Annotated in this window: 21 protein-coding genes; 12 read left to right on the top strand and 9 right to left on the bottom strand. The window is 72.6% G+C overall.

Translation table 11 applies throughout. The features are described from left to right. Positions 1 to 22 precede the first annotated feature (22 nt). Both AC6H2I_RS09405 and AC6H2I_RS09400 read left to right on the top strand, forming a co-directional pair. Entirely contained in the window at positions 23 to 727 is a 705-nt protein-coding gene (locus tag AC6H2I_RS09405) for an ABC transporter permease (protein ID WP_497500351.1), read from the top strand. Between the two features lie 59 nt (positions 728 to 786). Continuing rightward, positions 787 to 1,629 (top strand): ABC transporter substrate-binding protein, encoded by an 843-nt coding sequence (locus AC6H2I_RS09400; RefSeq protein ID WP_497500350.1) that lies wholly within the window; start codon positions 787 to 789, stop codon positions 1,627 to 1,629. Between the two features lie 83 nt (positions 1,630 to 1,712). Here the strand turns inward: AC6H2I_RS09400 and AC6H2I_RS09395 are convergent, their stop codons facing one another. Continuing rightward, a complete protein-coding gene (locus tag AC6H2I_RS09395; protein WP_497500349.1) occupies positions 1,713 to 2,594 on the bottom strand; it encodes a substrate-binding domain-containing protein in 882 nt (293 codons plus the stop codon). A gap of 145 nt (positions 2,595 to 2,739) precedes the next feature. Between AC6H2I_RS09395 and AC6H2I_RS09390 the strand changes: the two genes are divergently transcribed. Then, a complete protein-coding gene (locus AC6H2I_RS09390) occupies positions 2,740 to 4,824 on the top strand; it encodes a 4Fe-4S binding protein (RefSeq protein ID WP_497500348.1) in 2,085 nt (694 codons plus the stop codon). 224 nt (positions 4,825 to 5,048) lie between these two features. After that, on the top strand, positions 5,049 to 6,749 hold the full coding sequence (locus tag AC6H2I_RS09385; RefSeq protein ID WP_497500347.1) for a methyl-accepting chemotaxis protein: 1,701 nt from the start codon (positions 5,049 to 5,051) through the stop codon (positions 6,747 to 6,749). A gap of 19 nt (positions 6,750 to 6,768) precedes the next feature. On the opposite strand, the gene AC6H2I_RS09380 is transcribed toward AC6H2I_RS09385, so the two are convergent. From AC6H2I_RS09380 to AC6H2I_RS09370, 3 genes are read right to left on the bottom strand one after another with little or no spacing between them, the layout of a single operon-like run. Continuing rightward, positions 6,769 to 7,581 carry an ABC transporter ATP-binding protein gene (locus tag AC6H2I_RS09380; protein WP_497500346.1) on the bottom strand — a complete coding sequence of 271 codons (813 nt, stop codon included), beginning with the start codon at positions 7,579 to 7,581 and terminating at the stop codon, positions 6,769 to 6,771. After that, on the bottom strand, positions 7,578 to 8,615 hold the full coding sequence (locus tag AC6H2I_RS09375; protein ID WP_497500345.1) for a FecCD family ABC transporter permease: 1,038 nt from the start codon (positions 8,613 to 8,615) through the stop codon (positions 7,578 to 7,580). The genes AC6H2I_RS09380 and AC6H2I_RS09375 overlap by 4 nt, the downstream gene beginning before the upstream one ends. Further along, positions 8,615 to 9,688 carry an ABC transporter substrate-binding protein gene (locus tag AC6H2I_RS09370; RefSeq protein ID WP_497500344.1) on the bottom strand — a complete coding sequence of 358 codons (1,074 nt, stop codon included), beginning with the start codon at positions 9,686 to 9,688 and terminating at the stop codon, positions 8,615 to 8,617. Before AC6H2I_RS09370 ends, AC6H2I_RS09375 begins: the two co-directional genes overlap by 1 nt. Before the next feature lie 299 nt (positions 9,689 to 9,987). Here AC6H2I_RS09370 and moaA point away from each other — a divergent pair, with 299 nt between their 5' ends. Both moaA and AC6H2I_RS09360 read left to right on the top strand, forming a co-directional pair. Beyond that, positions 9,988 to 11,040 (top strand): GTP 3',8-cyclase MoaA, encoded by a 1,053-nt coding sequence (gene moaA / locus AC6H2I_RS09365; protein WP_497500343.1) that lies wholly within the window; start codon positions 9,988 to 9,990, stop codon positions 11,038 to 11,040. Between the two features lie 54 nt (positions 11,041 to 11,094). Next, positions 11,095 to 11,907, top strand: a complete 813-nt coding sequence (locus AC6H2I_RS09360) for an NAD kinase (RefSeq protein WP_497500342.1) — start codon at positions 11,095 to 11,097, stop codon at positions 11,905 to 11,907. A 28-nt stretch (positions 11,908 to 11,935) separates the two neighbouring features. Here the strand turns inward: AC6H2I_RS09360 and AC6H2I_RS09355 are convergent, their stop codons facing one another. Then, complete coding sequence (locus AC6H2I_RS09355) at positions 11,936 to 12,817, bottom strand: N-formylglutamate amidohydrolase (protein ID WP_497500341.1); 882 nt, start codon at positions 12,815 to 12,817, stop codon at positions 11,936 to 11,938. A 275-nt stretch (positions 12,818 to 13,092) separates the two neighbouring features. Between AC6H2I_RS09355 and AC6H2I_RS09350 the strand changes: the two genes are divergently transcribed. Together AC6H2I_RS09350 and AC6H2I_RS09345 are read left to right on the top strand one after the other, a co-directional pair. Further along, positions 13,093 to 14,037, top strand: coding sequence for a M14 family metallopeptidase (locus AC6H2I_RS09350; RefSeq protein WP_497500340.1), 945 nt, complete (start codon positions 13,093 to 13,095; stop codon positions 14,035 to 14,037). A 4-nt stretch (positions 14,038 to 14,041) separates the two neighbouring features. Then, positions 14,042 to 15,151, top strand: coding sequence for an AbrB family transcriptional regulator (locus AC6H2I_RS09345; RefSeq protein WP_497500339.1), 1,110 nt, complete (start codon positions 14,042 to 14,044; stop codon positions 15,149 to 15,151). Positions 15,152 to 15,404: 253 nt separating this feature from the next. Here the strand turns inward: AC6H2I_RS09345 and AC6H2I_RS09340 are convergent, their stop codons facing one another. Both AC6H2I_RS09340 and AC6H2I_RS09335 read right to left on the bottom strand, forming a co-directional pair. Next, complete coding sequence (locus AC6H2I_RS09340) at positions 15,405 to 16,517, bottom strand: DUF8744 domain-containing protein (protein WP_497500338.1); 1,113 nt, start codon at positions 16,515 to 16,517, stop codon at positions 15,405 to 15,407. Between the two features lie 2 nt (positions 16,518 to 16,519). After that, positions 16,520 to 16,834 carry a metal-sulfur cluster assembly factor gene (locus AC6H2I_RS09335; RefSeq protein WP_497500337.1) on the bottom strand — a complete coding sequence of 105 codons (315 nt, stop codon included), beginning with the start codon at positions 16,832 to 16,834 and terminating at the stop codon, positions 16,520 to 16,522. 219 nt (positions 16,835 to 17,053) lie between these two features. Here AC6H2I_RS09335 and ccoG point away from each other — a divergent pair, with 219 nt between their 5' ends. The 3 genes from ccoG to AC6H2I_RS09320 all read left to right on the top strand — a co-directional run bounded on the left by ccoG (position 17,054) and on the right by AC6H2I_RS09320 (position 20,261). Next, complete coding sequence (gene ccoG, locus AC6H2I_RS09330) at positions 17,054 to 18,616, top strand: cytochrome c oxidase accessory protein CcoG (RefSeq protein WP_497500336.1); 1,563 nt, start codon at positions 17,054 to 17,056, stop codon at positions 18,614 to 18,616. Between the two features lie 51 nt (positions 18,617 to 18,667). Next, a complete protein-coding gene (gene mog, locus AC6H2I_RS09325) occupies positions 18,668 to 19,216 on the top strand; it encodes a molybdopterin adenylyltransferase (RefSeq protein ID WP_497500335.1) in 549 nt (182 codons plus the stop codon). Between the two features lie 106 nt (positions 19,217 to 19,322). Beyond that, positions 19,323 to 20,261: a DNA-methyltransferase gene (locus tag AC6H2I_RS09320; protein WP_497500334.1), complete on the top strand. Its 939-nt coding sequence runs from the start codon at positions 19,323 to 19,325 to the stop codon at positions 20,259 to 20,261. A gap of 30 nt (positions 20,262 to 20,291) precedes the next feature. On the opposite strand, the gene AC6H2I_RS09315 is transcribed toward AC6H2I_RS09320, so the two are convergent. Further along, positions 20,292 to 21,935, bottom strand: a complete 1,644-nt coding sequence (locus AC6H2I_RS09315; protein ID WP_497500333.1) for an electron transfer flavoprotein-ubiquinone oxidoreductase — start codon at positions 21,933 to 21,935, stop codon at positions 20,292 to 20,294. Between the two features lie 119 nt (positions 21,936 to 22,054). Here AC6H2I_RS09315 and AC6H2I_RS09310 point away from each other — a divergent pair, with 119 nt between their 5' ends. Further along, on the top strand, positions 22,055 to 22,900 hold the full coding sequence (locus AC6H2I_RS09310; RefSeq protein WP_497500332.1) for a uracil-DNA glycosylase: 846 nt from the start codon (positions 22,055 to 22,057) through the stop codon (positions 22,898 to 22,900). Positions 22,901 to 22,909: 9 nt separating this feature from the next. On the opposite strand, the gene AC6H2I_RS09305 is transcribed toward AC6H2I_RS09310, so the two are convergent. Beyond that, on the bottom strand, positions 22,910 to 23,266 hold the full coding sequence (locus tag AC6H2I_RS09305) for a Lin0512 family protein (protein ID WP_497500331.1): 357 nt from the start codon (positions 23,264 to 23,266) through the stop codon (positions 22,910 to 22,912). Between the last annotated feature and the right edge of the window lie 102 nt (positions 23,267 to 23,368).

Below are 23,368 nucleotides of genomic sequence, written 5' to 3'. Positions count from 1 at the left end.
GCAGGGGCACCGGAGACGCACCATGCACGAATTCGGGCACGCCTTCGCCACGGCGTTCCACCTCATCGGCACCCTCGATCCCGACCTCATGGAGATCGTCGGGCTGTCGTTGCGGGTGAGCCTGTCGGCGGTCCTGCTGGCCTCGCTGATCGGCCTGCCGCTGGGCGCCGCCGTGGCGGCCTTCGCGTTTCCCGGCCGGCGCGCCGTCACCGTGCTGCTGAACGCCATGATGGGCCTGCCGCCGGTGGTGGTCGGGCTGGTGATCTACCTGATGCTGTCGCGCTCGGGACCGCTCGGCGTGTTCGGGCTGCTGTTCACGCCCGAGGCGATGATCCTGGCCCAGGCCACCCTCATCACCCCGATCGTGGCGGCGCTGGCGCGCCAGACGGTGGAGGACCTGCTGGTGGAATACGGCGAGCTGCTGCGCGTGGTCGGCGCCGGCCGCCTGCGCACCGTCGCCACCCTGCTGTCGGAAGGGCGGGCAAGCCTCGCCACGACCGTGCTGGCGGGGTTCGGCCGCGCCTCCGCCGAGGTCGGCGCGGTGATGATCGTCGGCGGCAACATCGACCACGTCACCCGCGTCATGACCACCGCGATCGCCCTGGAGACCAGCAAGGGCGACCTGCCCCTGGCGCTCGGCCTCGGGGTCATCCTCATCGCCCTGTCGCTGGTGGTCAACGCCGGCGTCGCCGCGGTCCGCGAGCGGGCCCGCGCCCGCGTCGTCTGACCGCCCCGTTCCCGTCACCCGACACGACACCAAGAAAAACCAAGGAGGGATCTCCAGCCATGTTCCGACGCAGTTTCCTGGCCGCCGCCCTGGCCGCCGCCGCCGCCCTCGCCCCGCTGGCCGTCCACGGCCCGGCGGCCGCGGCGGACAGCTTCATCACCGTGGCCTCCACCACGTCGACCCAGGACAGCGGCCTGTTCGATTCGATCCTGCCGAAGTTCACCGAGAAGACCGGGATCGAGGTGCGGGTCGTCGCCAAGGGCACCGGCCAGGCCATCGACATGGCGCGCCGCGGCGACGCCGACGTGCTGTTCGTGCACCACAAGCCGTCGGAGGACAAATTCGTCGCCGAAGGCTTCGGGGTGAAGCGCAACCCGGTGATGTACAACGACTTCGTGATCGTCGGCCCGGCCTCCGACCCGGCCGGCGTCAAGGGCATGAAGGACGTCTCCAAGGCGCTCGGCATGATCGCCGACACGAAGGCGGCGTTCGTCTCGCGCGGCGACGACAGCGGCACCAACAAGGCGGAGCTGGCCCTGTGGAAGGCCGCCGGCGTCGACCCCAAGGGGGCCGGCGACTGGTACAAGGCGATCGGCCAGGGCATGGGCGCCGCCCTCAACACCGCCGCCGCCAGCAGCGCCTACACCATGAGCGACCGCGCCACCTGGCTCAGCTTCAAGAACCGCGGCGACCTCCAGGTCCTGGTCGAGGGCGACAAGCGCCTGTTCAACCAGTACGGCGTCATCCTGGTGAACCCGGAGAAGTTCAGCCACGTCAAGACGGAGGCCGGCCAGACCTTCGTCGACTGGGTGACCTCGGCGGACGGCCAGAAGGCGATCGCCGACTACCAGGTCGGTGGCGAGCAGCTGTTCTTCCCCAACGCCGAAGACGCCGGCGCGTGATCCCCGGCGCGTGATCCCCATCCCCGTCCCCGCCGCCCGTCCCCGCCGCCGCGCCGGGGACGGGCATGGGGACGGGCGGCGCATCACGGCCCGTTGAACCGCACCGCCCCGGTCTGCGACAGGTCGTAGCCGCCGAGCTCCCCGGCCCGTCGCCGGAAGGCGTCGCCGCGGGCGAAGGCCAGCAGGGCCTGCATCGGTGGCTCGAAGCACTCGCGCCGCCGCATCACCAGATCGAACCGCTCCTCGGCCAGCGGGATGGCGTCCAGGCGCAGTTGCCGGCCCACCGCCAGGGCGCCCAGACCGGCGTCGGCCCGCCCTTCCAGCACCGCCAGCCCAAGGTCCATCTCGGTCCGCGCCACCGGCGCCACCGTCGCCAGATCGCCCATCGCCAGCCCGGCCGTGGCCAGCAGATGCTCCAGCAGGACCTGCGCCCCGGCGTCGGCCTGGCGGCGCACCACCCGCGCCCGCCGCGCCGCCAGGTCGGCCAGCCCGGTGATCCCCAGCGGGTTGCCCGGGGCCAGCAGCAGCGCCTGGGTGCGGGTCGCCCAGGCGAGGGCCACCACGTCGAGGCCGGGCAGCCCCTGCTCGATCATCGGCACGTTGTAGGCGCCACTCGCCGGATCGACCACGTGCAGGCCGCACACCGCCGCCTCGCCGGCGGCCAGCCGGCGCAGCCCGTCCAGGCTGCCGTCGGCCCGCACCGCCAGGCCGCTGCCCGATTCCCGCACCGCCCAGTCCAGCAGGGGGTCGGCGGAGCCGGCGACCACCGGCGGCGGGACCGGCCGGTCGCGGCGCACGCCGGCCGGCGCCATCTCCGCCCCGTCGGCCACCCAGCGGTCGATCAGGGCCTTGGGAAACAACCATTTTCCGGTGACGCGCGAGCACGGGATGCGGCGGGCGGCGACGAGGTCGTAGACCTTGCGCTCCTTGATGCGGAGGTACTCCGCCACCTCACGGGTGTTCATCATCTCCGGCATGGTCGGCGCGGCCTTTGAAAAGGGTCCGGTGAAAAGATTCCGGTCGCCAAGAACGGCGCGCCCCAGATATAGCGGACGGAAGGCATCAGGGGCGACGCGGATTCGCGGGCCCGGGGTTTCGAGGAGTCCGACCATGAAGATCGCCGGCCGCACCGTGATGGTGTGCGATTGCGGCCGCTCCATGCCGCTCGACGGGACGGAGCTGGCCGCGGCCTGCGGCGCCGGGGGCGCCGCCACCGTCCACACCCAGCTCTGCCGCGCCGAGCTCGGCCGGTTCGAGGCCCAGGTCAAGGCCGGCGGGGGGCCGCTGCTGATCGCCTGCGGCCAGGAGGCGCCCCTGTTCGCCGAGATCGCCGGGGCGGCCGGGTCCGACTCCGGTCCCGGCGTGGCGCTCGGCTTCGTCGACCTGCGCGACCGCGCCGGCTGGTCGGACGACGCCGCGGCGGCGCTGCCCAAGATGGCGGCGCTGATCGCCGAGGCGACGCTGGACGTGCCGCCGACGTCCAGCATCACCCTGACCTCGGAGGGGGTGTGCCTGGTCTACGGCCGGGACGAGAGCGCGATCGAGGCGGCCCGCCGCCTCGCCGGCCGACTCGACGTCACGGTCCTGCTCGACCGGCCCGACGACGTGCTGCCGCCGCGCGTCATGGACGTGCCGGTGTTCAAGGGCACGGTCCGCACCGCGCGCGGCTGGCTCGGCCGGTTCGAGATCGTGGTGGACGACTACGCCGCCGCGGTTCCCTCGTCGCGCGGCGCGCTGCGCTTCGACGCGCCCCGCCACGGTGCCGTGTCGCGCTGCGACATCATCCTCGACCTCACCGGCGGCGCCCCGCTGTTTCCCGCCCACGGCCGGCGCGACGGCTACCTGCGGCCCGACCCCGGCGACCCCGCCGCCGTCGCCCGCGCGGTGTTCGAGGCGGCCGACCTGGTCGGCGAGTTCGAGAAGCCGCGCTACGTCGACTTCAAGGCCGATCTCTGCGCCCACTCCCGCAGCCGCCAGACCGGCTGCACCCGCTGCCTCGACGTCTGCCCCACCGGCGCCGTCGCGCCCGCCGGCGACCACGTTGCCATCGACCCTCATATCTGCGCCGGGTGCGGATCCTGCGCCGCGGTCTGCCCCACGGGTGCGGCGACCTACGCCCTGCCGCCCCAGCAGACCCTGTTCGAGCGCCTGCGCACCCTGCTCGGCGCCTACGCCCGGGCCGGCGGCGCGGCGCCGGTGCTGCTGGTCCACGATCCCCGTCACGGCGCCGACCTGATCGCGCTGATGGCCCGCCTCGGCCGCGGCCTGCCGGCCCGCGTCCTGCCCTTCGCGGTGCACGAGGTGACCCAGCTCGGCCTCGACCTGTTCGCCACCGCCTTCGCCTACGGCGCGGCCCGGGTCGTCGTGCTGACCGGTCCGGCCAACACCGGCGAAACCGCCGGGCTGGCCAGCCAGATCGGCCTGATCGAGACGGTGATGAGCGGGCTCGGCTACGGCTCCGGCCGTGTGTCGGTGATCGACGGCCGCGACCCCGACGCGGTGGAGGCCGCCCTGTGGGACCTGCCCGCCGTGACCGCGCCCGCCGCCGCGTCGTTCCTGCCCATGGGCGGCAAGCGCAGCGTGGCGATGCTGGCGCTGCGCCACCTGCACAAGGCGGCGCCCGCGGCCCCCGCGGTCCTGCCGCTGCCCGCCGGAGCCCCGTTCGGCCGGGTGGCCGTCGACGCCGCCGGCTGCACCCTGTGCCTAGCCTGTGTCGGCGCCTGCCCGACCGGCGCGTTGCGCGACAACCCGGACAAGCCGGCCCTGAGCTTCGCCCAGGACGCCTGCGTGCAGTGCGGCCTGTGCCGCACCACCTGCCCGGAGTCGGTCGTCTCGCTGATCCCCGAGCTCGACTTCCGCGACGTCGCCCGGGGCGCGGTGACGTTGAAGGAGGAGGAGCCGTTCTGCTGCGTGCGCTGCGGCAAACCCTTCGCCACGGCGTCGTCGATCGAGAAGATCGTCACCGCCCTGTCCGGCAAGCACTGGATGTTCGCGACGCCGGAGGCGGCCAACCGCATCCGCATGTGCGAGGACTGCCGGGTGATCGACCAGGTCGAGCGCGGCGACGACCCCTTCCGGATGGGCGGTCCGCGGGTGCCGCGGACCACCGACGACTACCTGCGCGAGCGGGCCGAGGGAGCCGCCGAGGGGGCCGCGGAGGACACCGGCGGCGGCAACGGCCGCGGCAACTCCTGAGCCGCCGCGGCCGCGGCACGGCCGGAGGGGGCGGCCCGGCCGCCCCGCCTCCGGCGAACGTTTTGATCGCCGTCACCTTCCCTTGTATCGCCAGCCCCGAAACAAAAAGCCAATTGGCTTTCTTGTCGATTGTTATTTCCTCCAGCGTTGGCATGCGGAGTATTTTGTTAATGTCCTGACGCCGAAATGAGGGACGCCTCGCTCTTTTGGTTCAGGAATACCCCATGCTTCTTGCGATCTCTCTGCGCGCACGCCTCCTTTTCCTCGCCCTGCTGGCCGCCGGCGGGTTGCTGGTTCTTGGCACCGTCGACCTGATGCACATGCGCGACACGCAGCTTGCCGGCTACCGGACCATGCTGCGCAACGTCGTCGACACCGCCCACAACACGCTCGCCTACTTCCACGGGGAGTGGAAAGCCGGCCGCCTCACCGAGGACGAGGCCAAGACACGGGCGCGCGACGCGCTGCGCGGCTTGCGCTACGCCGGCAAGGAGTACGTGTTCGTGCTCGACTACGAGGGCACGCGGGTCGTCCAGCCGCAGAATCCCAAGTCCGAATACGACACCAGCATTCCGCCCGCCCGCGACCCGAACGGCGTCGACATCACCTTCGGCATGGTGAAGGCGGCCCGTGCCGGTGGCGGATTCCTCGAATACCATTACCCGCGCCTGGGTGAGACGGAGCCCTCGCCCAAGCTCAGCTACGCCGCGCCGTTCGATCCCTGGCAGTGGCTGGTCGGCACCGGCGTCTACGTCGACGACGTGGACGCCGCCTTCTGGACGGGCGTGCGGAACCTGGCCGGGGTGCTGGTGGTGCTGGTCGCCCTGGTGGCGGGCGGCGCCCTGCTCATCGGGCGCCAGGTGTCGCGCACGGTCGACCGCTTCGCGACGGTGATGCGGCGTCTCTCCGAGGGCGATCTCGACGTGGAGATCCCCGACCAGGGTCGCCGCGACGAGTTCGGCACCATGGCCGCGGCGCTGCGGGTCTTCAAGTCGGCGACGGTGGAGAACCGGACGCTGCTGGCCGAGCAGGAGCGCCTCAAGACGGAGGCCCGCGAGAAGGAGAGCCGCGCCCTGCTGGGGATGGCCGACGACGTCCAGTCGCGGGTGCTGACCGTGATCGCCCGCATCGCCGACGAGACCCAGCGCCTCACCGGCGCCGCCAAGGGGCTGTCGGTGAGCGCCGAGGAAACCCGTCAGCGCAGCGCCAGCGTCGCCGCGGCGACGGAGCAGACCACCGCCAACGTGGAGACCGTGGCCGCCGCGACCGAGCAGCTCTCCGGCTCCAGCCGCGAAATCGGCCAGCAGGTCGAGCAGTCCGCCGCGACCGCGCGCCGCGCCATGGAGGAGGCCTCCGACACGGTCGCCGCCGTGCGCGACCTCGCCGAGGCGACCAAGCGGATCGGCGAGGTGGCCGACCTCATCACCGGGATCGCCAGCCAGACCAACCTGCTGGCGCTCAACGCCACGATCGAGGCGGCGCGCGCCGGGGAGGCCGGCAAGGGCTTCGCGGTGGTCGCCCAGGAGGTCAAGAGCCTGGCCAACCAGACCGCGGGGGCGACCGAGGAGATCACCCGCATCATCCAGTCGGTGGCCAGCGGCACCCAGGCCACGGTCGGCGCCATCGAGCGCATCGAGGACACCATCCGCGGCATCAACGACGCGACCACGGCCATCGCCGCAGCGGTCGAGGAGCAGAACGCCGCGACCGGCAACATCGCCGGCAGCGTCCAGGAGGCCGCCACCGGCACCCGCCGCATCGCCGCCGAGATCGGTGCGGTGAGCGCCAGCGCCCAGGGCACCCAGCGCACGGCGGACGACCTCTCCCGGGCCAGCGTGATGCTGGAGGGCGAATCGACGTCGCTCAAGGGCGAGATCGAGACGTTCCTGCGCGAGCTGCGCTCCACCGCCGAACGCGCCGCCTGAGCCGCCGGCCCCGGTGCGATCACACCGGCCCGGGAGGTGACCGGGCCGGGGGCCGCTCCGCATGGCGCGGCCCCGGACGGTAGTGGACGCGCACGGCCCCCGTCTCGGGGCAGCGCTCCACCCCGGCGTCGACGCCGAACACCTCCCGGATCCGTGGCCCGGTGAGGACCGCCGCGGGGCTGCCCGAGGCGACGATCCGGCCGCCCTGGAGGACGATCAGGGAATCGCAGAACATCGCCGCCAGATTGAGGTCGTGCAGCGCCACGATCACCGTCGCCCGAAGCTCTCCGACCAGCGCCAGCACCTCGAGCTGGTGCCCGATGTCGAGATGGTTGGTGGGTTCGTCGAGCAGGAGTTCGCTCGGCGACTGGGCCAGGGCGCGGGCGATCTGGGTGCGCTGGCGCTCCCCGCCGGACAGGGTGTGCCACAGCCGGCCGCCCTTGTCGGCCATCGCCACCCGGGCCAGCGCGCGCTCCACCGCCGCCGCGTCCTCCGGCGTCCACGGCGTGAAGGGCCCGCGGTGCGGTGTGCGTCCGAGCCGCACGACGTCGGCCACCGTGATCTCGGCGTCGGTCGCGGTCTGCTGCTCGACGAACGCCACCCGCCGGGCGACGGCGCGGTGCGGCAGGGTGGCGATGTCCGTGCCGCCAAGCGTCACCACGCCGGAGGTCACGCGCCGGAGCCGGGCGAGCAGCCGCAGCAGGCTCGATTTCCCGGAACCGTTGGGCCCGATCAGGCCGGTGACGGCGCGCGGCACCACGTCCATCGACACGCCGTCGAGGATCATCCGCCCGCCACACCGCCAGCGCACGTCGCGTGCGGCGACGGTCATCGCGACCGCCGCGAGCGCAGGAGGATGACGGCGAACGCCGGCGCCCCGACCAGGGCCGTGACCACCCCGATCGGCAGCACCCGCTGGGGGACGATGACGCGGGACAGCAGGTCGGCGAACACCATGAAGACCGCTCCCATGAGGAACGCCGCCGGCAGGAGCCGCGCGTGGCCGCCGCCCGCCAGGAACCGCGCCGCGTGGGGGACCACCAGGCCGACAAAGCCGATGCACCCGACGATGCCGACCATCGTCGCCGTCATCGCCGCGGTCGCCGCGAACAGGGCGAGGCGCACCCGGGCGACGGGGATTCCCAGGGCCGCCGCGGCGTCGCTCCCGAAGGTGAAGGCGTCGAGGGCGCGGGCGTGGACCATGCACAGGGCCGAGCCGGTCAGGGCCGCCAGGGCGGCGAGGTGAACGTCCGGCCAGCGCACGCCGCCGAGGTTTCCCAGCAGCCAGAACAGGACGCCGCGCGCCTGCTCGGCGTTGGCGGCGGTGGTGACGAGGTAGGAGGTGATCGCGTTGAACAGCTGCGATCCGGCGACGCCGGCCAGGATGATGCGGTCCAGGCCGCTGCCGGCCCCGGCCGCCAGCGCGGCGACCAGGGCGCAGGCGGTCACCGCGCCGAGGAAGGCCCCGCCCGAGAGCGACAGCGCCCCGCCGCCCAGCCCGGCGATCATCACCGCGACGGCGCCGGTGGAGGCGCCCGCGGAGAGACCCAGCAGGTACGGCTCCGCCAGCGGGTTGCGCAGCACGGCCTGCAGGACCGCTCCGGAGACGGCCAGCGCGCCGCCGCAGCTCGCCGCGACGAGCGCCCGGCTCAGCCGGTAATCCCAGACCACCCCTTCCTGGATCGGGGTGACCGGGAAGCCGGTGCCGAGCAGGCCGTTGCTGAGCGCCATCGCGGCCGTGGCCACGTCGATCGGCATCTCGCCGACCGCCACGGCCAACGTGATCGCCAGCGCCAGGGCGGCGAGCGACAGGAAGAGCAGGACGCCGCACCGCCGCCACGGCCGCCCGGACGCGCGCGTGTCCATCACTTCAGCAGGCCAAAGCGGGTGACGGCCGCGGCCAGCGCCTCGATGCCGTCGACGGTGCGGATGGAGGGATGCATGGCCTCCACATCCATCACCACGAAGCGGCGGTGTCGGACCGCGTCCAGCGTGCCGACCACGGGGTCGGTCCGGAGAAAGCGGAGCTTGGTGGCGGTGTCGTCGGCGGCATACCGCCGCCGCGCCATCCCGGCCATGACGATCACCATCGGATCGGCCGCGGCGATGCTCTCCCAACTGGTCAACGGCCACTCGTCCTCGACGGTGATGACGTTGCGGACGCCGATCGCCTTCAGCAGATAGGCGGGCACGCCGTTGGCGCCGGCGACGAAGGCGTCGCCCTCGACCTCCTTGCTGGAGAACCAGACCACGGCCGACGCGGCCCCGGCGTCGAGGCCCGCCACCGACGCGACGGCGGCGGCTTCCCGCCGGCGGAGGTCGGCGATCAGGGCCTCGCCACGGTCCTGCACGTCGAAGATCGCGGCGAGGTCGCGAATCTCCCGGTGCACGAGATCCATCGAGAACGGCGCCTTGCGGGTCCCGTCGCCGCCGGTGGAATTGTCCTTGGCGCAATCGGCCGGCGAGACGTAGCTGGGGATGCCCAGGTCGGCGAAGCGCTCCCGCGTCGCGACGGAACCGTGCGGACCGACGTGCCACGCGAACTGCGCGGTCACCAGGTCGGGCGCGCGGGCGACCACCGCCTCGAAGCTGGGATCGTTGTCGGCCAGCCGCGCGATGCCCGCGTTCGCGTCCGCGAAGGCGGGCAACACCGGGCCGAACCACACGGCGGTGCCGACCATCCGGTCGGCCAGCCCGAGGGACAGGAGGATCTCCGTGCTGCTCTGCCCGATGGAGACCACCCGTTGCGGCGCGCGGGCGACGGTCACCGCCCTGCCGCAGTTCTCCAGAACCAGCGGATAGGCCGTGCCACCGCCGGCACCGGGGGCGGCGGCGGCGGCGGGACCAAGCGCGGCGGCCCCGGCCGCGGCGGCGAACAACAGCGCGGCGGCGCGGGCGCGAAGGGTGGCGGGTTGGGTGGCGGGTCGGGTGGCGGGCATCGGCGGGTCCATGGCGGGAGAAATGTAATGTTATAACATAACGTTTTGAGCATGGCGGTGGCCTGCCCACCCTGTCAAGAGGGGACGCCGTCCGTCCGTTTCCGGGGGCGGGGCCGCCGCGGTGGCGCGTTGCGCGCTTGCGTCTGGTCAAGGACGACCGCCCGATGCCATGGTGGGGTGAGCGGACGGTTCCGAGGGGCGAAATCCCCGGCGGATGTCCTATATGATCAGATCCGGCCGTGGTGGCGTGGACCGCCCGCCGCCCCAACCGCCGGCCGAACGACGAGGAGACAGGCCCGATGACCGCGACCACGACGCAGAGCGCGACCGCCGCCCAGGCTCCGCTCGCCCCGGCCCCGCTGGTCGATCCGTTCGGCCGCACCGTCGACTACCTGCGCATCTCGGTCACCGACCGCTGCGACTTCCGCTGCGTGTACTGCATGGCCGAGGACATGAGCTTCCTGCCCAAGGCCGAGGTGCTGACCCTGGAGGAACTGGACCGGCTGGCCACGGCGTTCGTGCGCCTGGGGACCCGCAAGATCCGGCTGACCGGAGGCGAGCCCCTGGTGCGGCGCAACATCATGGATCTGATCCAGGCGCTGGGCCGCCACGTCGCCTCCGGCGCCCTCGACGAACTGACCCTGACCACCAACGGCTCGATGCTGTTCAAATACGCCGTGCCGCTGGTCGACGCCGGGGTGCGGCGCATCAACGTCTCCCTCGACACGCTCGACCCGCACAAGTTCCAGGCGATCACCCGGTGGGGCCGGTTCGACAAGGTGATGGGCGGACTGGATGCGGCGGCCGCGGCGGGGTTGGCGATCAAGATCAACTGCGTGGCCCTGAAAGGCGTCAACGACGACGAGCACGACCGGATGGTCGCGTGGTGCGGCGAGCGCGGCTTCGACCTCACCTTCATCGAGGTCATGCCCATGGGGGAACTCGGCGACGTCTCGCGGCTCGACCAGTATCTGCCGCTCTCCATGGTGCGGGCCGACCTGGCCAAGCGCTGGACGCTGGACGAGACCGACCACCGCACCGGCGGCCCGGCGCGCTATGTGCGGGTGCGCGAGACCGGCTGCCGCATCGGCTTCATCACGCCGATGACCCACAATTTCTGCGAAAGCTGCAACCGCGTTCGCCTGACCTGCACCGGCACCCTCTTCATGTGCCTGGGGCAGGAGGACGCGGCGGACCTGCGCACCGTGCTGCGCACCAGCGACGACGAGGCGGTGCTGGAGGGGGCGGTCCGCGAGGCGATCGCCCGCAAGCCCAAGGGCCACGACTTCGTCATCGACCGCCGCCACGCCGCCGCCGCGTCGCCGCGCCACATGAGCGTCACCGGGGGCTGACGGGCGTTCGCGGCACTGTCGCCCCAGCGCGACCTGCGCTATGGTCGGCGCGCCATGACCGACGCCCTCGCCTCCGTCCGCCTGCCCCAGGAACCGCTGCACCTGTCCTTCGTGTGCGCCAACACCGAGGAGGCGCGCGGCGCCCGCACGCGTCTGGTCCACCGCTATGGCCACATCCCGCCCGAGGACGCCGACGTGGTGGTCGCGCTGGGCGGCGACGGCTTCCTGCTGGAGACCCTGCACGCCGGCCTGCGCCGCAACCCCAAGGCGCCGACCCCGGTCTACGGCATGAACCGCGGCTCGGTCGGCTTCCTGCTCAACGCCTACCGCGAGGAGGACCTGCACGCGCGGGTCGAGCGGGCCCAGCGGGTGACCCTGCACCCCCTGCGCATGCGCGCCCAGCGGGTCGACGGCGACGTGGTCGACGCCGTTGGCATCAACGAGGTCTCGTTGCTGCGCGAAACCCGCCAGGCGGCCAAGCTGCGCATCAGCGTCGACGGCAGGGAACGGCTGGCCCAGCTGATCTGCGACGGCACCCTGGTGGCGACCCCCGCCGGCAGCACCGCCTACAACTTCTCCGCCCACGGGCCGATCATCCCGCTGGGCGCCGGGGTGCTGGCGCTGACGCCGATCTCCGCCTTCCGGCCGCGGCGCTGGCGCGGCGCGCTGCTGCCGCACACCGCCCAGATCCGGTTCGAGGTGCTGGAGGCGCCCAAGCGCCCGGTCAGCGCGGTGGCCGATTCCACCGAGGTGCGCGAGGTCGAGAGCGTGACCGTCGCCGAGGCGCGCGACATCTCGCTGACCCTGCTGTTCGATCCCGAGTTCAACTTCGAGGAGCGCATCCTCAAGGAACAGTTCGAGCCCTGAGGGACCGGGCCGCCCCCGGCGCCGGGGGCTATTCCGCCGCCTTCTCCGTCTCCTCGACCGCCGTGCGCCCGGCCGTGCGCTCACGGGCGAAACGGCAGATCTCGGCGGTCAGGGTGTCGATGGTGCCCTGCAGGGCCGGCCATCCCGCGCTCTTCTCCAGGGTCTCCTCGTCCATGTAGAGGGCGCGGTTGATCTCGACCTGGATGGCGTGGCGGCCGCGCGCCGGGTTGGCGTAGCGACCGACCAGCTCGACCCCCTTGTAGGGATCGTTGACGGTGACGCTGTGGCCCAGGCGGCGCAGCACGCCGACGACGAAGGCGACGAACGCCGGGTCGCTGGTGGTCCCGTCGCGGTCGCCGATCACGAAGTCGGGCATGCCCCGCCCGCCCGGCCCGGTCGACGGCATGGAATGGCAGTTGACGTGCCACACCGCCCCGAACCGTGCGGCCAGCCCGTCGAGGATGCCGGCGAGCTGGAAATGATAGGGCCGGTAGTAGCGGTCGATGCGCTCGGCCACGGCGGCGACCGGCAGGCGGCCGTCGTAGAGCGGCATGCCCGGCCGGCACAGGGTGCGGATCAGGCCCATCCCGGCGGCGCTCTTCTCGGTCGGGCGCAACGGCTCCGGCCACGGCCCGTCGAGGATGTCCGGGGCGACGTCGTCGACCGCCCGGTTGACGTCGATGTACGTGCGCGGGAACAGCGCCAGCAGCAGGGTGGCCCCCCGCTCCGGCACAGACGCGTACAGCTCGTCGACGTAGGAGTCCTCGGCCTGGCGCAAGGCCGGCAGGGGGCAGGCGAAATCGAAGTCGCGGGGATAGGCCGCGCCGCTGTGGGGCGAGTCGAACAGAACCGGCACCCGCCGTCCGATCGGGTCGTGCCGGACGAGGACGTCCTCGATCACAAAGCTCATGACCCTGCCCGGCTTCCCGTCTTTCCCTGGAGCGGCGCGGCGGTCCGCCCAGCCCCAGGTTCGGGGGGCGCGCCGGGCCGCCGCGCATGGCGGTGCATATAAACGAGTTGCCGGCGGGCGTCGACGGAAAACTGTCACAACAGCCGCCCCAGGATTGTCCGCGGGCGCAACCCCGCCGGGCCATGGCGGGGGTAGCGCGCGACCGGGCGGTTCGCCATACTCGCAATTTGTGGCGTGCTCGCCGCATCCTCGCACCCCGGGCCCTCGGACACGTCGTGACCGACCATTTCGCGATCGAGATCACTCCGCCGGACATCAGCGCGTACCGGCATGGCAACACCGGAATCGACTACGTCACCACCCTGGACAGCGGCGAGCCCGGCCCCCACGCGGTCATCAACGCGCTGGCCCACGGCAACGAGGTCTGCGGCGCCGTCGCCATCGACGCGCTGTTCCGCATCGGCGTACGGCCACGCCGCGGCCGGCTGAGCCTGTGTCTGGCCAACGTCGCCGCCTACCAGGCCTTCGACCCCGCCGCACCGTTCAACTCGCGCTTCGTCGACGAGGATTTCAACCGCCTGTGGTCGGCCGACGTGCTCGACGGGCGGCGGTCCAGCGTCGAACTGCGCCGGGCGCGGCAGCTCCGCCCCGTCTACGACCGCGCCGACGTCGTGCTCGACCTCCACTCCATGACCAACGACACGGCGCCGCTCATACTGTGCGGCCGGACGTCCCGCGGCCGTGCCCTGTCGCGCGACCTCGGCCATCCCGCCTGGATCGTCGCCGACGCCGGGCACGCCGGGGGACGGCGGTTGATCGATTACGACGGCTTCGCCGCCGCGCACGGCCACCGCACCGCCCTGCTGGTGGAATGCGGCCAGCACTGGCGCGCCGAGACCGCCGCGGTGGCGGTCGAGAGCGCCCTGCGCTTCCTGCTGGCCCTCGGCATGGTCGACACCGAGCTGGCCCGGCCCCGGCTGCGCCGCCACGTCGAGCCACACCGCACCGTGGAGGTGACCGACACGGTGACCGCCGCCACCGACGCCTTCGCCTTCGTCGCCCCGTTCCGCGGCCTGGAGACGCTGCCGGCCGGGGCGCCGATCGCCCACGACGGGGACCGGACCATCCGCGCGCCCTACGACGGCTGCGTCCTCGTCATGCCGGCGCGGCGGGTGCGCGCCGGCCAGACCGCCGTGCGCCTCGGCCGCCTGGAGGGCTGAGGCGGTGCCGCCCACCACCGGCCGGCCGGGCGGCGCCGTGGCGCTGGGCCGGCTGGCGCTCGCCCTGGCCGTCGGCAGCGCCGGCGGCGCGCTGTTCGCGTGGTTCCACCTGCCGCTGGCCTGGATGATCGGCGCGATGCTGGCGACCACCGCGGCGGCCATGGCGGGGCTGCCGGTGGCCGTGCCGGCGGGGCTGCGCACGGCCATGATCATGGTGCTGGGCATCATGCTGGGCAGCGCCTTCACCCCGGCGATCCTCGGCCGTCTCGGCGACTGGGCGGTGACGCTGGCCGGGCTGGCGGTCTACATCGCGGTGGCGACGCTGGCCGGCGTCGTGTTCCTGCGCCGCGTCGCCCGCCTCGACCCGGTCACCGCCTTCTTCACCGCCACCCCCGGCGGCCTCAACGAGATGGTGCTGATCGGCGGTCAGATGGGCGGCGACGACCGCACCATCTCCCTGGTCCACGCGCTGCGGGTCATGCTGGTGGTGCTGCTGGTGCCCTTCACCTTCCAGTGGCTGGGCCTGTACGACCCGGCGCAGCGCGGACCGCTGGGCCCGCCGCTCACCGGGCTGGCGCCGCGCGACCTCGCCCTGCTGGCGGCCTGCGCCGTCGGCTACCCCATTGCCCGCCGGCTCGGCATCCCCGCCGCGCAGATCGTCGGGCCGATGCTGTTGTCGGCGGGCATCCATCTCGGCGGGCTGACCACCGGCCATCCCCCGGGGCCGCTGGTGGCCGCGGCCCAGGTGGAGGTGGGGGCGGCCCTCGGGTCCCGCTTCACCGGCCTCTCGCCGGCCCGCGTCGGCCGCTGCGCCGTGCTCGCGGTCGGGCTGACCGCGGTCATGCTGGGGATCACCGTCGCCGCCGCCGGGCTGCTGGCCTGGGCCACCGGGCTGGGGCTGGCCGGCGTCATCCTCGCCTACGCGCCCGGCGGCCTGGCGGAAATGAGCCTGGTCGCGCTGGCGCTCGGCAGCGACGTGGCGTTCGTGTCGACCCACCACATCGTGCGGATCGTCATCATCGTCACCCTGGCGCCCTCGGTCTTCCTGCTGTGGCGCCGGCGGACGACGCCCCCGCCCGTTCCCCCGCCCGTTCCCCCGCCGGGAGGCGGCTGACGGCCGGCGGGTCATCCCGTTCCCGCCGAACACAACATCCCATCTCAACAGCGACTCAAATGTGTCCGAACATCGGAACGATGAAGACCCATTGACGAACAGAAAAAAGGCGCCGGATTTCTCCGGCGCCTTGCGAGTTTTAGGGAGGAACGCAACCAAGTTGCAGGTCGTTTATAGGGCCGAACTTCTTAAAGTGGCGTAAACGGCGGCGAGTTTTTCGCCGCCTACCACTTTTTCGAAAAAACGCCGAAAATCACCGCCGCCGGATCACGCTCCACAGGGTGACGGCGATGAACAGGCCGATCGCCGCGGCGGCGGCGGCGCCGCCCCATTGGCGCACCGCCAGGTCGTCCAGCAGCACCCCAGCGGTGCGCGCCGCCACCCCCAGGTGCAGCGCCGCCAGCGGCAGGTAGAGGCGGCGGCCGAAGGGCAACGCCAGCCGCAGAACCGCGGGCAGGACGATCGGCGCGTGCCCGAACACCATGGCGAAGACGAAGCCGAGGAAGACGGCGTGCAGCACGGCGTCGTAGAGCACCCCGCTGGCCGGGGCCGGCGAGGCGGCGGCCAGGACGCCGGCGACCAGCAGCCACCCGTAGCCCGACAAGAGGCACAGCGCGACGAAGCGGGGCAAGCCGGCGACCCGCACGGTCCGGCGCACCACGTCGTGGCGGACCAGCCACAGCGCCAGCCCGGCGAGCCCCACCCCGGTGAGGCGCAGCCCGGCGTCGGGCGCCACGGTGCCCAGGGTGGCGCCCGCGACCAGCACCCCGACGACCAGCGCGAACCCGGGCGCCGACCAGCGGCCGGGGGGCCGGAACCGGCTCAGCTCCAGCCGCTCGCCGGCGATGGTCAGCACCAGGAACAGCATCCACCAGCCGATCGCCGTCCACACCGGGATGCCGGCCAGCCACGTCGCGTTGGCCACCAGCCAGCACGCCGCCGCCCCCGCCAGGGTGGCGGTGAACCCGGCCCGCTGGCCCGCCCACACCCCCACCGACGCGATCGTCAGCACCGCCGCGCCCAGCGTCATCAGGGCCGCCCCCAGCGCCTCCGGCCCGCCGAAGGCGAGCAGCAGGCCGCCGCCGCCGGTCGCCAGGGGGCCCGCGAACACCCAGGGACGCCCCAGCGCCGCCGCACGCTCCAGCCCGATCACCGTGCCGAAGAACCCCGACACCATCAGCGGCCCGTGCAGCAGCGTCGCGCCGTCGTGCGGCAGCGGGGCCGCCAGACCGAGGCGGGCCAGCCCGGCCAGCACCCCGACCACCAGGGACACCGCGCCCAGCGCGAGCAGCGGCAGACGGTGGGCCCGCACGGCGGCCCCCATCGCGGGAACGGCCACGCCGGCCGCGGGCGACGCCGCGGCCATGGCTAGGCCTCCGGCCAGCCGAGGTGGCGGCGGGCCTCGGCCGACAGCCGGGCCGGCGTCCACGGCGGGTCGCGCAGCAATGCCACCCCGACCGCCGGCGCCGCCGGCACCGCGGCGCGGATCGCCGCCTCCGCCGTCTCGCGCAGGTATTCGCCCAGCGGGCAGGCCGGCGAGGTCATGATCAGGCGCACGGCGACCGCGCCGTCGGCGGCCACGTCGATGCCGTCGACCAGCCCCAGTTCGACCACGTCGATCCCCATCTCGGGGTCGATGACGGCGCGCAGGGCGTCGCGCACGGAGTCGGCACAAGCGGACATGGGTTCCTCCCGATGGCGGGCGCCGGCCGGGCGGCACGGCGCGCTCACCGCGACGGTAGGACCGGCGGCGCGGCGCGGTCTTGACCCGGGTCAAGCCACCGCCACGGCGCGCCCGCGGCGGCCATCCCCCTTGATCCCGGTCAATTCGCCGCACCCCCCTCGTCCGCTAGGGTCCGCTCCGCCAGATTGCGAAGCGTCAATCCCCACCAGGACCGCACCATGCCCGATGGCAGCACGTCGACCCCGGCCCCCCAAGGGGACAGCCTTTACGAGTCCCACAAGAAGATCCATCCCCGCGCCGTCTCCGGCCGCTTCCGCCGCCTGAAGTGGCTGGCCCTGGCGGTCCTGCTGGGGATCTTCTTCGTGGTGCCGTGGCTGCGCTGGGACCGCGGACCGGGCGCCCCGGGTCAGGCCGTTCTGTTCGACCTGGAACAGGCGCGATTCTTCATTTTCGGCGTCGAGATCTGGCCGCAGGAGATCTACTACCTCACCGGGCTGCTGATCGTCGCATCCATCGGCCTGTTCCTGGCGACGGCGCTGGCCGGGCGGATCTGGTGCGGCTTCGGCTGCCCCCACACCGCGTGGACCGACCTGTTCATCCGCATCGAGCGGCTGTTCGAAGGCGACCGCGCCGAGCGCATCCGCCTGGACCGGGCCCGCTGGTCGGTCCGCAAGCTGCTGCGCAAGGGCGCCAAGCACCTGTTCTGGACGCTGGTGGCCGCCGTCTCGGGCTTCGGCTTCGTCGCCTATTTCACCGACGCGCCGACCCTCGCGGTCGACATCGCAACCCTCGACGTGTCGGGCAACGTGCTGACGTTCCTGGCGCTGTTCACCGCCGGCACCTACGCCATGGCGGGCTACGCGCGCGAGCAGATGTGCCAGTACATGTGCCCGTGGCCGCGCATCCAGACGGCGATGCTGGACGAGCACAGCCTGGTCGTCACCTACCAGGCGCACCGCGGTGACGCCCGCGCGCCCAAGCGCAAGTCGGAAGGCTGGGACCAGCGCCTGGCCCGTGGGGTCGGCGACTGCATCGCCTGCGACCAGTGCGTCCAGGTCTGCCCCATGGGGATCGACGTGCGGACCGGCGCCCAGGCCGACTGCATCAACTGCGGCCTGTGCATCGACGCCTGCGACCGGATCATGGACTCCGTCGGCCGGCCGCGCGGCCTGATCGCCTTCGACACCCTGGCCCGCCAGGCCATGGTCGGCGCGCCGCCGCCGCCTTCCGCCACCGCCACCGCCACGGCCACCGCCACGGCCAGCCACGGGTGCGGCGGGTCCGGCGGCTGCGCCACCGCCACCGGCTGCCCCTCGGCCGCCGACGCCTACCGCCTGCCGCTGATCCGCGCCCGGGTCGTGGTCTACCTCGTCGTCATGGTGCTGGTGGGCGCGCTGATGGCCGTCACCTTCACCAACCGCGCCCGCTTCGAGGTGTCGGTGCTGCGCGACCGCGCCCCCCTGTTCGTCACCCTGCAGGACGGCTCGCTGCGCAACGCCTACACCTTCAAGGTGGCCAACAAGACCCGCACGCACCGGGCCTACCGCCTGGAGGTCCGCGGCGTCCCCGGCGCGGCGCTGTCGGCGGCGGGGGGCGCCGGCGACGCGGGGATCGTCACCATCGAGGCGGACCCCGACAGCGTCGCCACCCACCGCATCTACGTCACCGCGCCCAAGGGGGCGGTGGCCACGGCCTCGACGCCGCTCACCTTCACCCTCACCGAAGCCGGCAACGGCGACCGGAACATCCACGAATCGGTGTTCCTCGGTCCCGCCCCGTGAGTGAGCCAACCACCCACAGCCAACCACCCACAGCCAACCAGGAGTGACCGGATGACCACGCCGGGACGCCACCGCCCCTTGCGCATCGGCATCGTCACGGTGTCCGACCGCGCCAGCCGCGGCATCTACGAGGACAAGGGCGGACCGGCGGTCCGCGCCGAGCTGCAGCGGCTGATCGCCGGCCCCTGGCTGCCGGTGGCCCGGGTCATCCCGGACGAGTTGGAGACCATCGCCGCGACCCTGGAGGCGCTGACCGACGCGGAGGGCTGCGACCTCGTCGTCACCACCGGCGGCACCGGGCCGGCGCCGCGCGACGTCACGCCCGAAGCGACCGAGCGGGTGTGCACGACGATGATGCCGGGCTTCGGGGAGCTCATGCGCACCGTCAGCCTGCGCGTCGTGCCGACCGCCATCCTGTCGCGCCAGACCGCCGGCATCCGCGGCACCGCGCTGATCCTCAACCTGCCGGGCAAGCCCTCGGCGATCCACGACTGCCTGATGGCGGTGTTTCCCGCCATCCCCTACTGCCTCGACCTGATCGGCGGCGCCTGGATCGACACCGACCCGGCGGTGTGCGTCGCCTTCCGCCCCAAGGGTTAGGGTCCGCGGCGCGATGGTCACCGCCGGAACGGTTGCGATCGGCGCCGGGCTGCGGTAGCTCAAGCGCTCCTTACCTTCCCCGGCTCTTCGTGGCATCGTGCGGACCATGACACCTGTGCTGACGACGCCCCTCGGGCACCTCCACGAAGGCGACTGCATCGCCACGATGCGCAGCCTCGACGCCGGGACGGTGGACCTGGCCTTCGCCGATCCGCCCTTCAACCTGGGCAAGCAGTACAGCTCCCGGATCGACGACCGGCGCGCCGATCACGAATACATCGCCTGGTGCCACGCCTGGCTGGATGAAATGGTGCGTGTGCTCAAGCCCGGCGGTTCCCTGTTCCTGTGGAACCTGCCGAAATGGAACCTGCACCTTGGCGCCCATCTCGGCGCCAGCCTGACCTTCCGTCACTGGATCACGGTCGACATCAAATATTCCCTGCCGATCCCGAAGCGACTCTATCCGGCCCACTATTCGCTCCTGTACTTCGTGAAGGGGGACAAGCCGGCGATCTTCCATCCCGACCGCCTGCCCGTCGCCTGCTGCCGCCATTGCGGCGGCGAGCTGCGGGACTATGGCGGCTACAAGGACAAGATGAACCCCAGGGGGGTGAGCCTGACCGACGTGTGGACCGACATCCCGCCGGTGCGCCACACCAAGTACAAGAAATGGGCGGCCAACGGGCTGGCCCTGAAGTTGCTGGACCGTGTGCTGGCCATGGCCAGCGACCCCGGCTCGCTGGTGCTCGACCCCTTCGGCGGCTCCGGGACCACCTTCGTCGCGGCCGAGCTGACGGGGCGGCGCTGGGTCGGCTCCGACCTCCATTGCGGCGCCATCGTGGAACGCTTCGCCAACCTCGAGGACGACCGCCGGCACCTGGCGGAGATCCACGCCAACAAGAACACCCTGTTCACGCGCGCCGACATCGAGCGCCGGCGCAAGACCGGCAAACCGCTGTCCAAGGACTACCGGATCGCCGACCCCGGCCCCGACCCGGACACCGAGGCGTGCACCTGCCCGCCGGAAGAGGCGGCGGCGGAATAGCCGCCGCACGCCGGCCCCCGTCGTGTGCGTCTACATGCCCGGGTAGTTCGGCCCACCGCCGCCCTCGGGCACCACCCACTGGATGTTCTGGGTGGGGTCCTTGATGTCGCAGGTCTTGCAGTGGACGCAGTTCTGGGCGTTGATCTGCAGCCGCGGGTTGGTGCCGTCCTCGTTGCGGACGATCTCGTACACGCCGGCCGGGCAGTAACGGGTCTCCGGCGCGTCGTAGAGCGCGAGGTTGACGCGGATCGGCGTCTCGGCGTCCTTCAGCCGCAGATGGGACGGCTGGTCCTCTTCATGGTTGGTGTTGGACAGGTACACCGAGGACAGGCGGTCGAAGCTGACGGTCCCATCGGGCTTGGGGTAGTCGATCCGCGGCGCCTCGCTCGCCTTCATCAAGGTGGCGTGGTCGGCGTGGCGGTGGTGCAGCGTCCAGGGCGACCGGCCCCGGGTGGCGGTTTCCCACGCGGCGTTGGCCAGGCCGGCCCACAGCCCCTTCTGGAAGCCGGGGCGGATGTTGCGCACCGCGTGCAGCTCGCTCCACACCCAGGACTCCCTCAGGCGCTCGGGATAGGACGCCGCCTCGCGGTCCTCGCCGCCGGCGCGCAGGTGCTCGAACACCGCCTCCGCCGCGACCATGCCCGACTTCATGGCGGTGTGGTTGCCCTTGATCTTCGGCACGTTGAGGAAGCCGGCGGCGTCGCCCACCAGGACGCCACCGGGGAACACCAGCTTGGGGATCGACTGCAGGCCGCCCTCCGACAGCGCCCGCGCCCCGTAGGCGATGCGCCGCCCGCCCTCCAGGGTGGGGCGGATCGCCGGATGGGTCTTGTAGCGCTGGAACTCCTCGAACGGGCTGAGGTTCGGGTTGGCGTAGTCCAGGCCGATGACGAAGCCGACCGACACCAGGTTGTCGGCGAGGTGGTAGAGGAACGAGCCGCCGTAGGTCCGGGTGTCCATCGGCCAGCCGATGGTGTGCACGACCAGACCGGGCCGTGACTGCGCCGGGTCGATCTCCCAGACCTCCTTGATGCCGATGCCGTAGGTCTGCGGGTCGGCGCCGTCGCGCAGGTTGTACTTCTGCATCAGCTCCTTGGACAGGGACCCGCGGCAGCCCTCGGCGACGATGGTCTGGCGGGCGTGCAGCTCGACGCCCGGGGTGTGGTTGGGCGTGGGCCGGCCGTCCTTGCCGATGCCCATGTCGCCGGTGGCCACGCCCTTGACCGCGCCGACGTCGTCGTACAGCACCTCCGCCCCGGCGAAGCCGGCGTAGATCTCCACGCCCAGCGCCTCCGCCTGCTCGCCCAGCCATTTGCCGAGGTTGCCCAGGGAGATGATGTAGTTGCCGTGGTTGTGCATCTGCGGCGGAGTCGGCAGGGTGCGCGCGCCGGTCTCGGTCAGGAACAGGAAGCGGTCCTCACGCGCCGGTGTGTGCAGCGGTGCGCCCTTGTCCTTCCAGTCCGGGATCAACTCGTCCAGCGCCCGGGTTTCGAACACCGCGCCGGACAGCAGATGGGCCCCGACCTCGGACCCCTTCTCGATGACGCACACCGACAGGTCCTCGCCGGCCTCGGCGGCGCGCTGTTTCAGACGGATGGCCGCGGACAGGCCGGAGGGACCGGCGCCGACGACGACCACGTCGTACTCCATCACTTCGCGTGGTTCGCGCTCCATGGCCCGGTGTCCTCCCGCCTGTTTTGTCTGTTTGTTCGCTTTCCCGGCTGATGCGCCGGTGCGTACGATGGGTCCAGCGAACCCATGTATGACCACAGGTCCCGTGCTAAGGTCAAACCATGAGTGACGTTTGCGACATCCTGGAGTCCCTGCGCTGGCACCTCGACGTCGGCTGCGACGAGGCCATCGCCGACACCCCGACGGATTGGACCCAGCTCGCCGCACGCGCCGTCCCGGCGCGCCGCGCGACGCCGGGCGAACCGGTGCGGGCGCCGCTGAACCGGCCGCCCCAGGCGGCACCGGCCGGCCCGCCCCGGCCGGCCGCCGCGCCGCCGGAGCCGGGGGCGCCGCTGGGCGCCAGCGAGGCCGGCGCGTCGGCGCGCGCCCGGGCCGGTGCGGCGCGCAGCCTGGAGGAGCTGGAGGCGGCGGTGCGCGCCTTCGACGGCTGCCCCCTGAAGGCGACCGCCATGAACACGGTGTTCGGCGACGGCGACCCGGCGGCGGCGGTGATGCTGGTGGGCGAGGCGCCGGGCGAGGACGAGGACCGCCAGGGCAAGCCCTTCGTGGGCGCCAGCGGGCGCCTTCTCGACCGCATGCTCGCGGCCATCGGCCTCGACCGCCGCGGCGTCTACATCACCAACATCCTGCCCTGGCGGCCGCCCGGCAACCGCAGCCCGACGGCGGCCGAGATCGCCGCCTGCCTGCCCTTCCTGGAGCGCCACGTCGCCCTGGTCGGGCCCAAGGTGCTGGTGCCGCTGGGCGGCACCTCGGCCAAGACGCTGCTCAACCAGACGGCCGGAATCACCCGGCTGCGCGGGCAGTGGTTCGACCACGCCCCGGACGCCGGCGGCCCGGCGGTGGCGGTGCTGCCCATGCTCCACCCCGCCTACCTCCTGCGCAACCCCGCCGCCAAGCGCGAGGCCTGGCGCGACCTGCTGACCCTGCAGCAGCGGCTGCGCGGATGAGGACGGCCGTCAGAGTCCGACCGCGATGGCGGCGTTGACGATGACCATCATCTCGCTGGTGTCGCCCTTGTCGGCCAGGACGATGCCGCTGGGGGCGAGCATGCCGCCCGGCCCGACCTCCACGGAGACCCGGCCGTAGGGGAACTCGCGGCGCACCGCCTCCACGTCCAGCCGGTCGGCGTCCAGCGGCACGGCCAGGCGCACGTGGACCATCATGCGGCTGGTGTCGCCCTTCACCAGCGCCCGCATGCCCGGCAGGGAGTTGTGCTGCATGGCGTCGCGCACCGCCCGCACCGCCGCCTTGGTCACGTCCTGCCCGTGCAGATCCACGCCCATGCCCATTTCGACGAACATCACCTGGTCCATGTCCCGAGTCCCTCCCAAATCGCGCCCGAGTCCTCTTGCACAGCTCTTGATGGATTCCCGAAGGATTGCAAAGCGCTGTGGCCCGACCTTTCCACACTGCGG

The organism is Azospirillum sp. NS33 (assembly GCF_059703765.1).
Note: the sequence above shows the minus strand (reverse complement) of the source record. Positions and strands in the feature narration are given on the sequence as shown.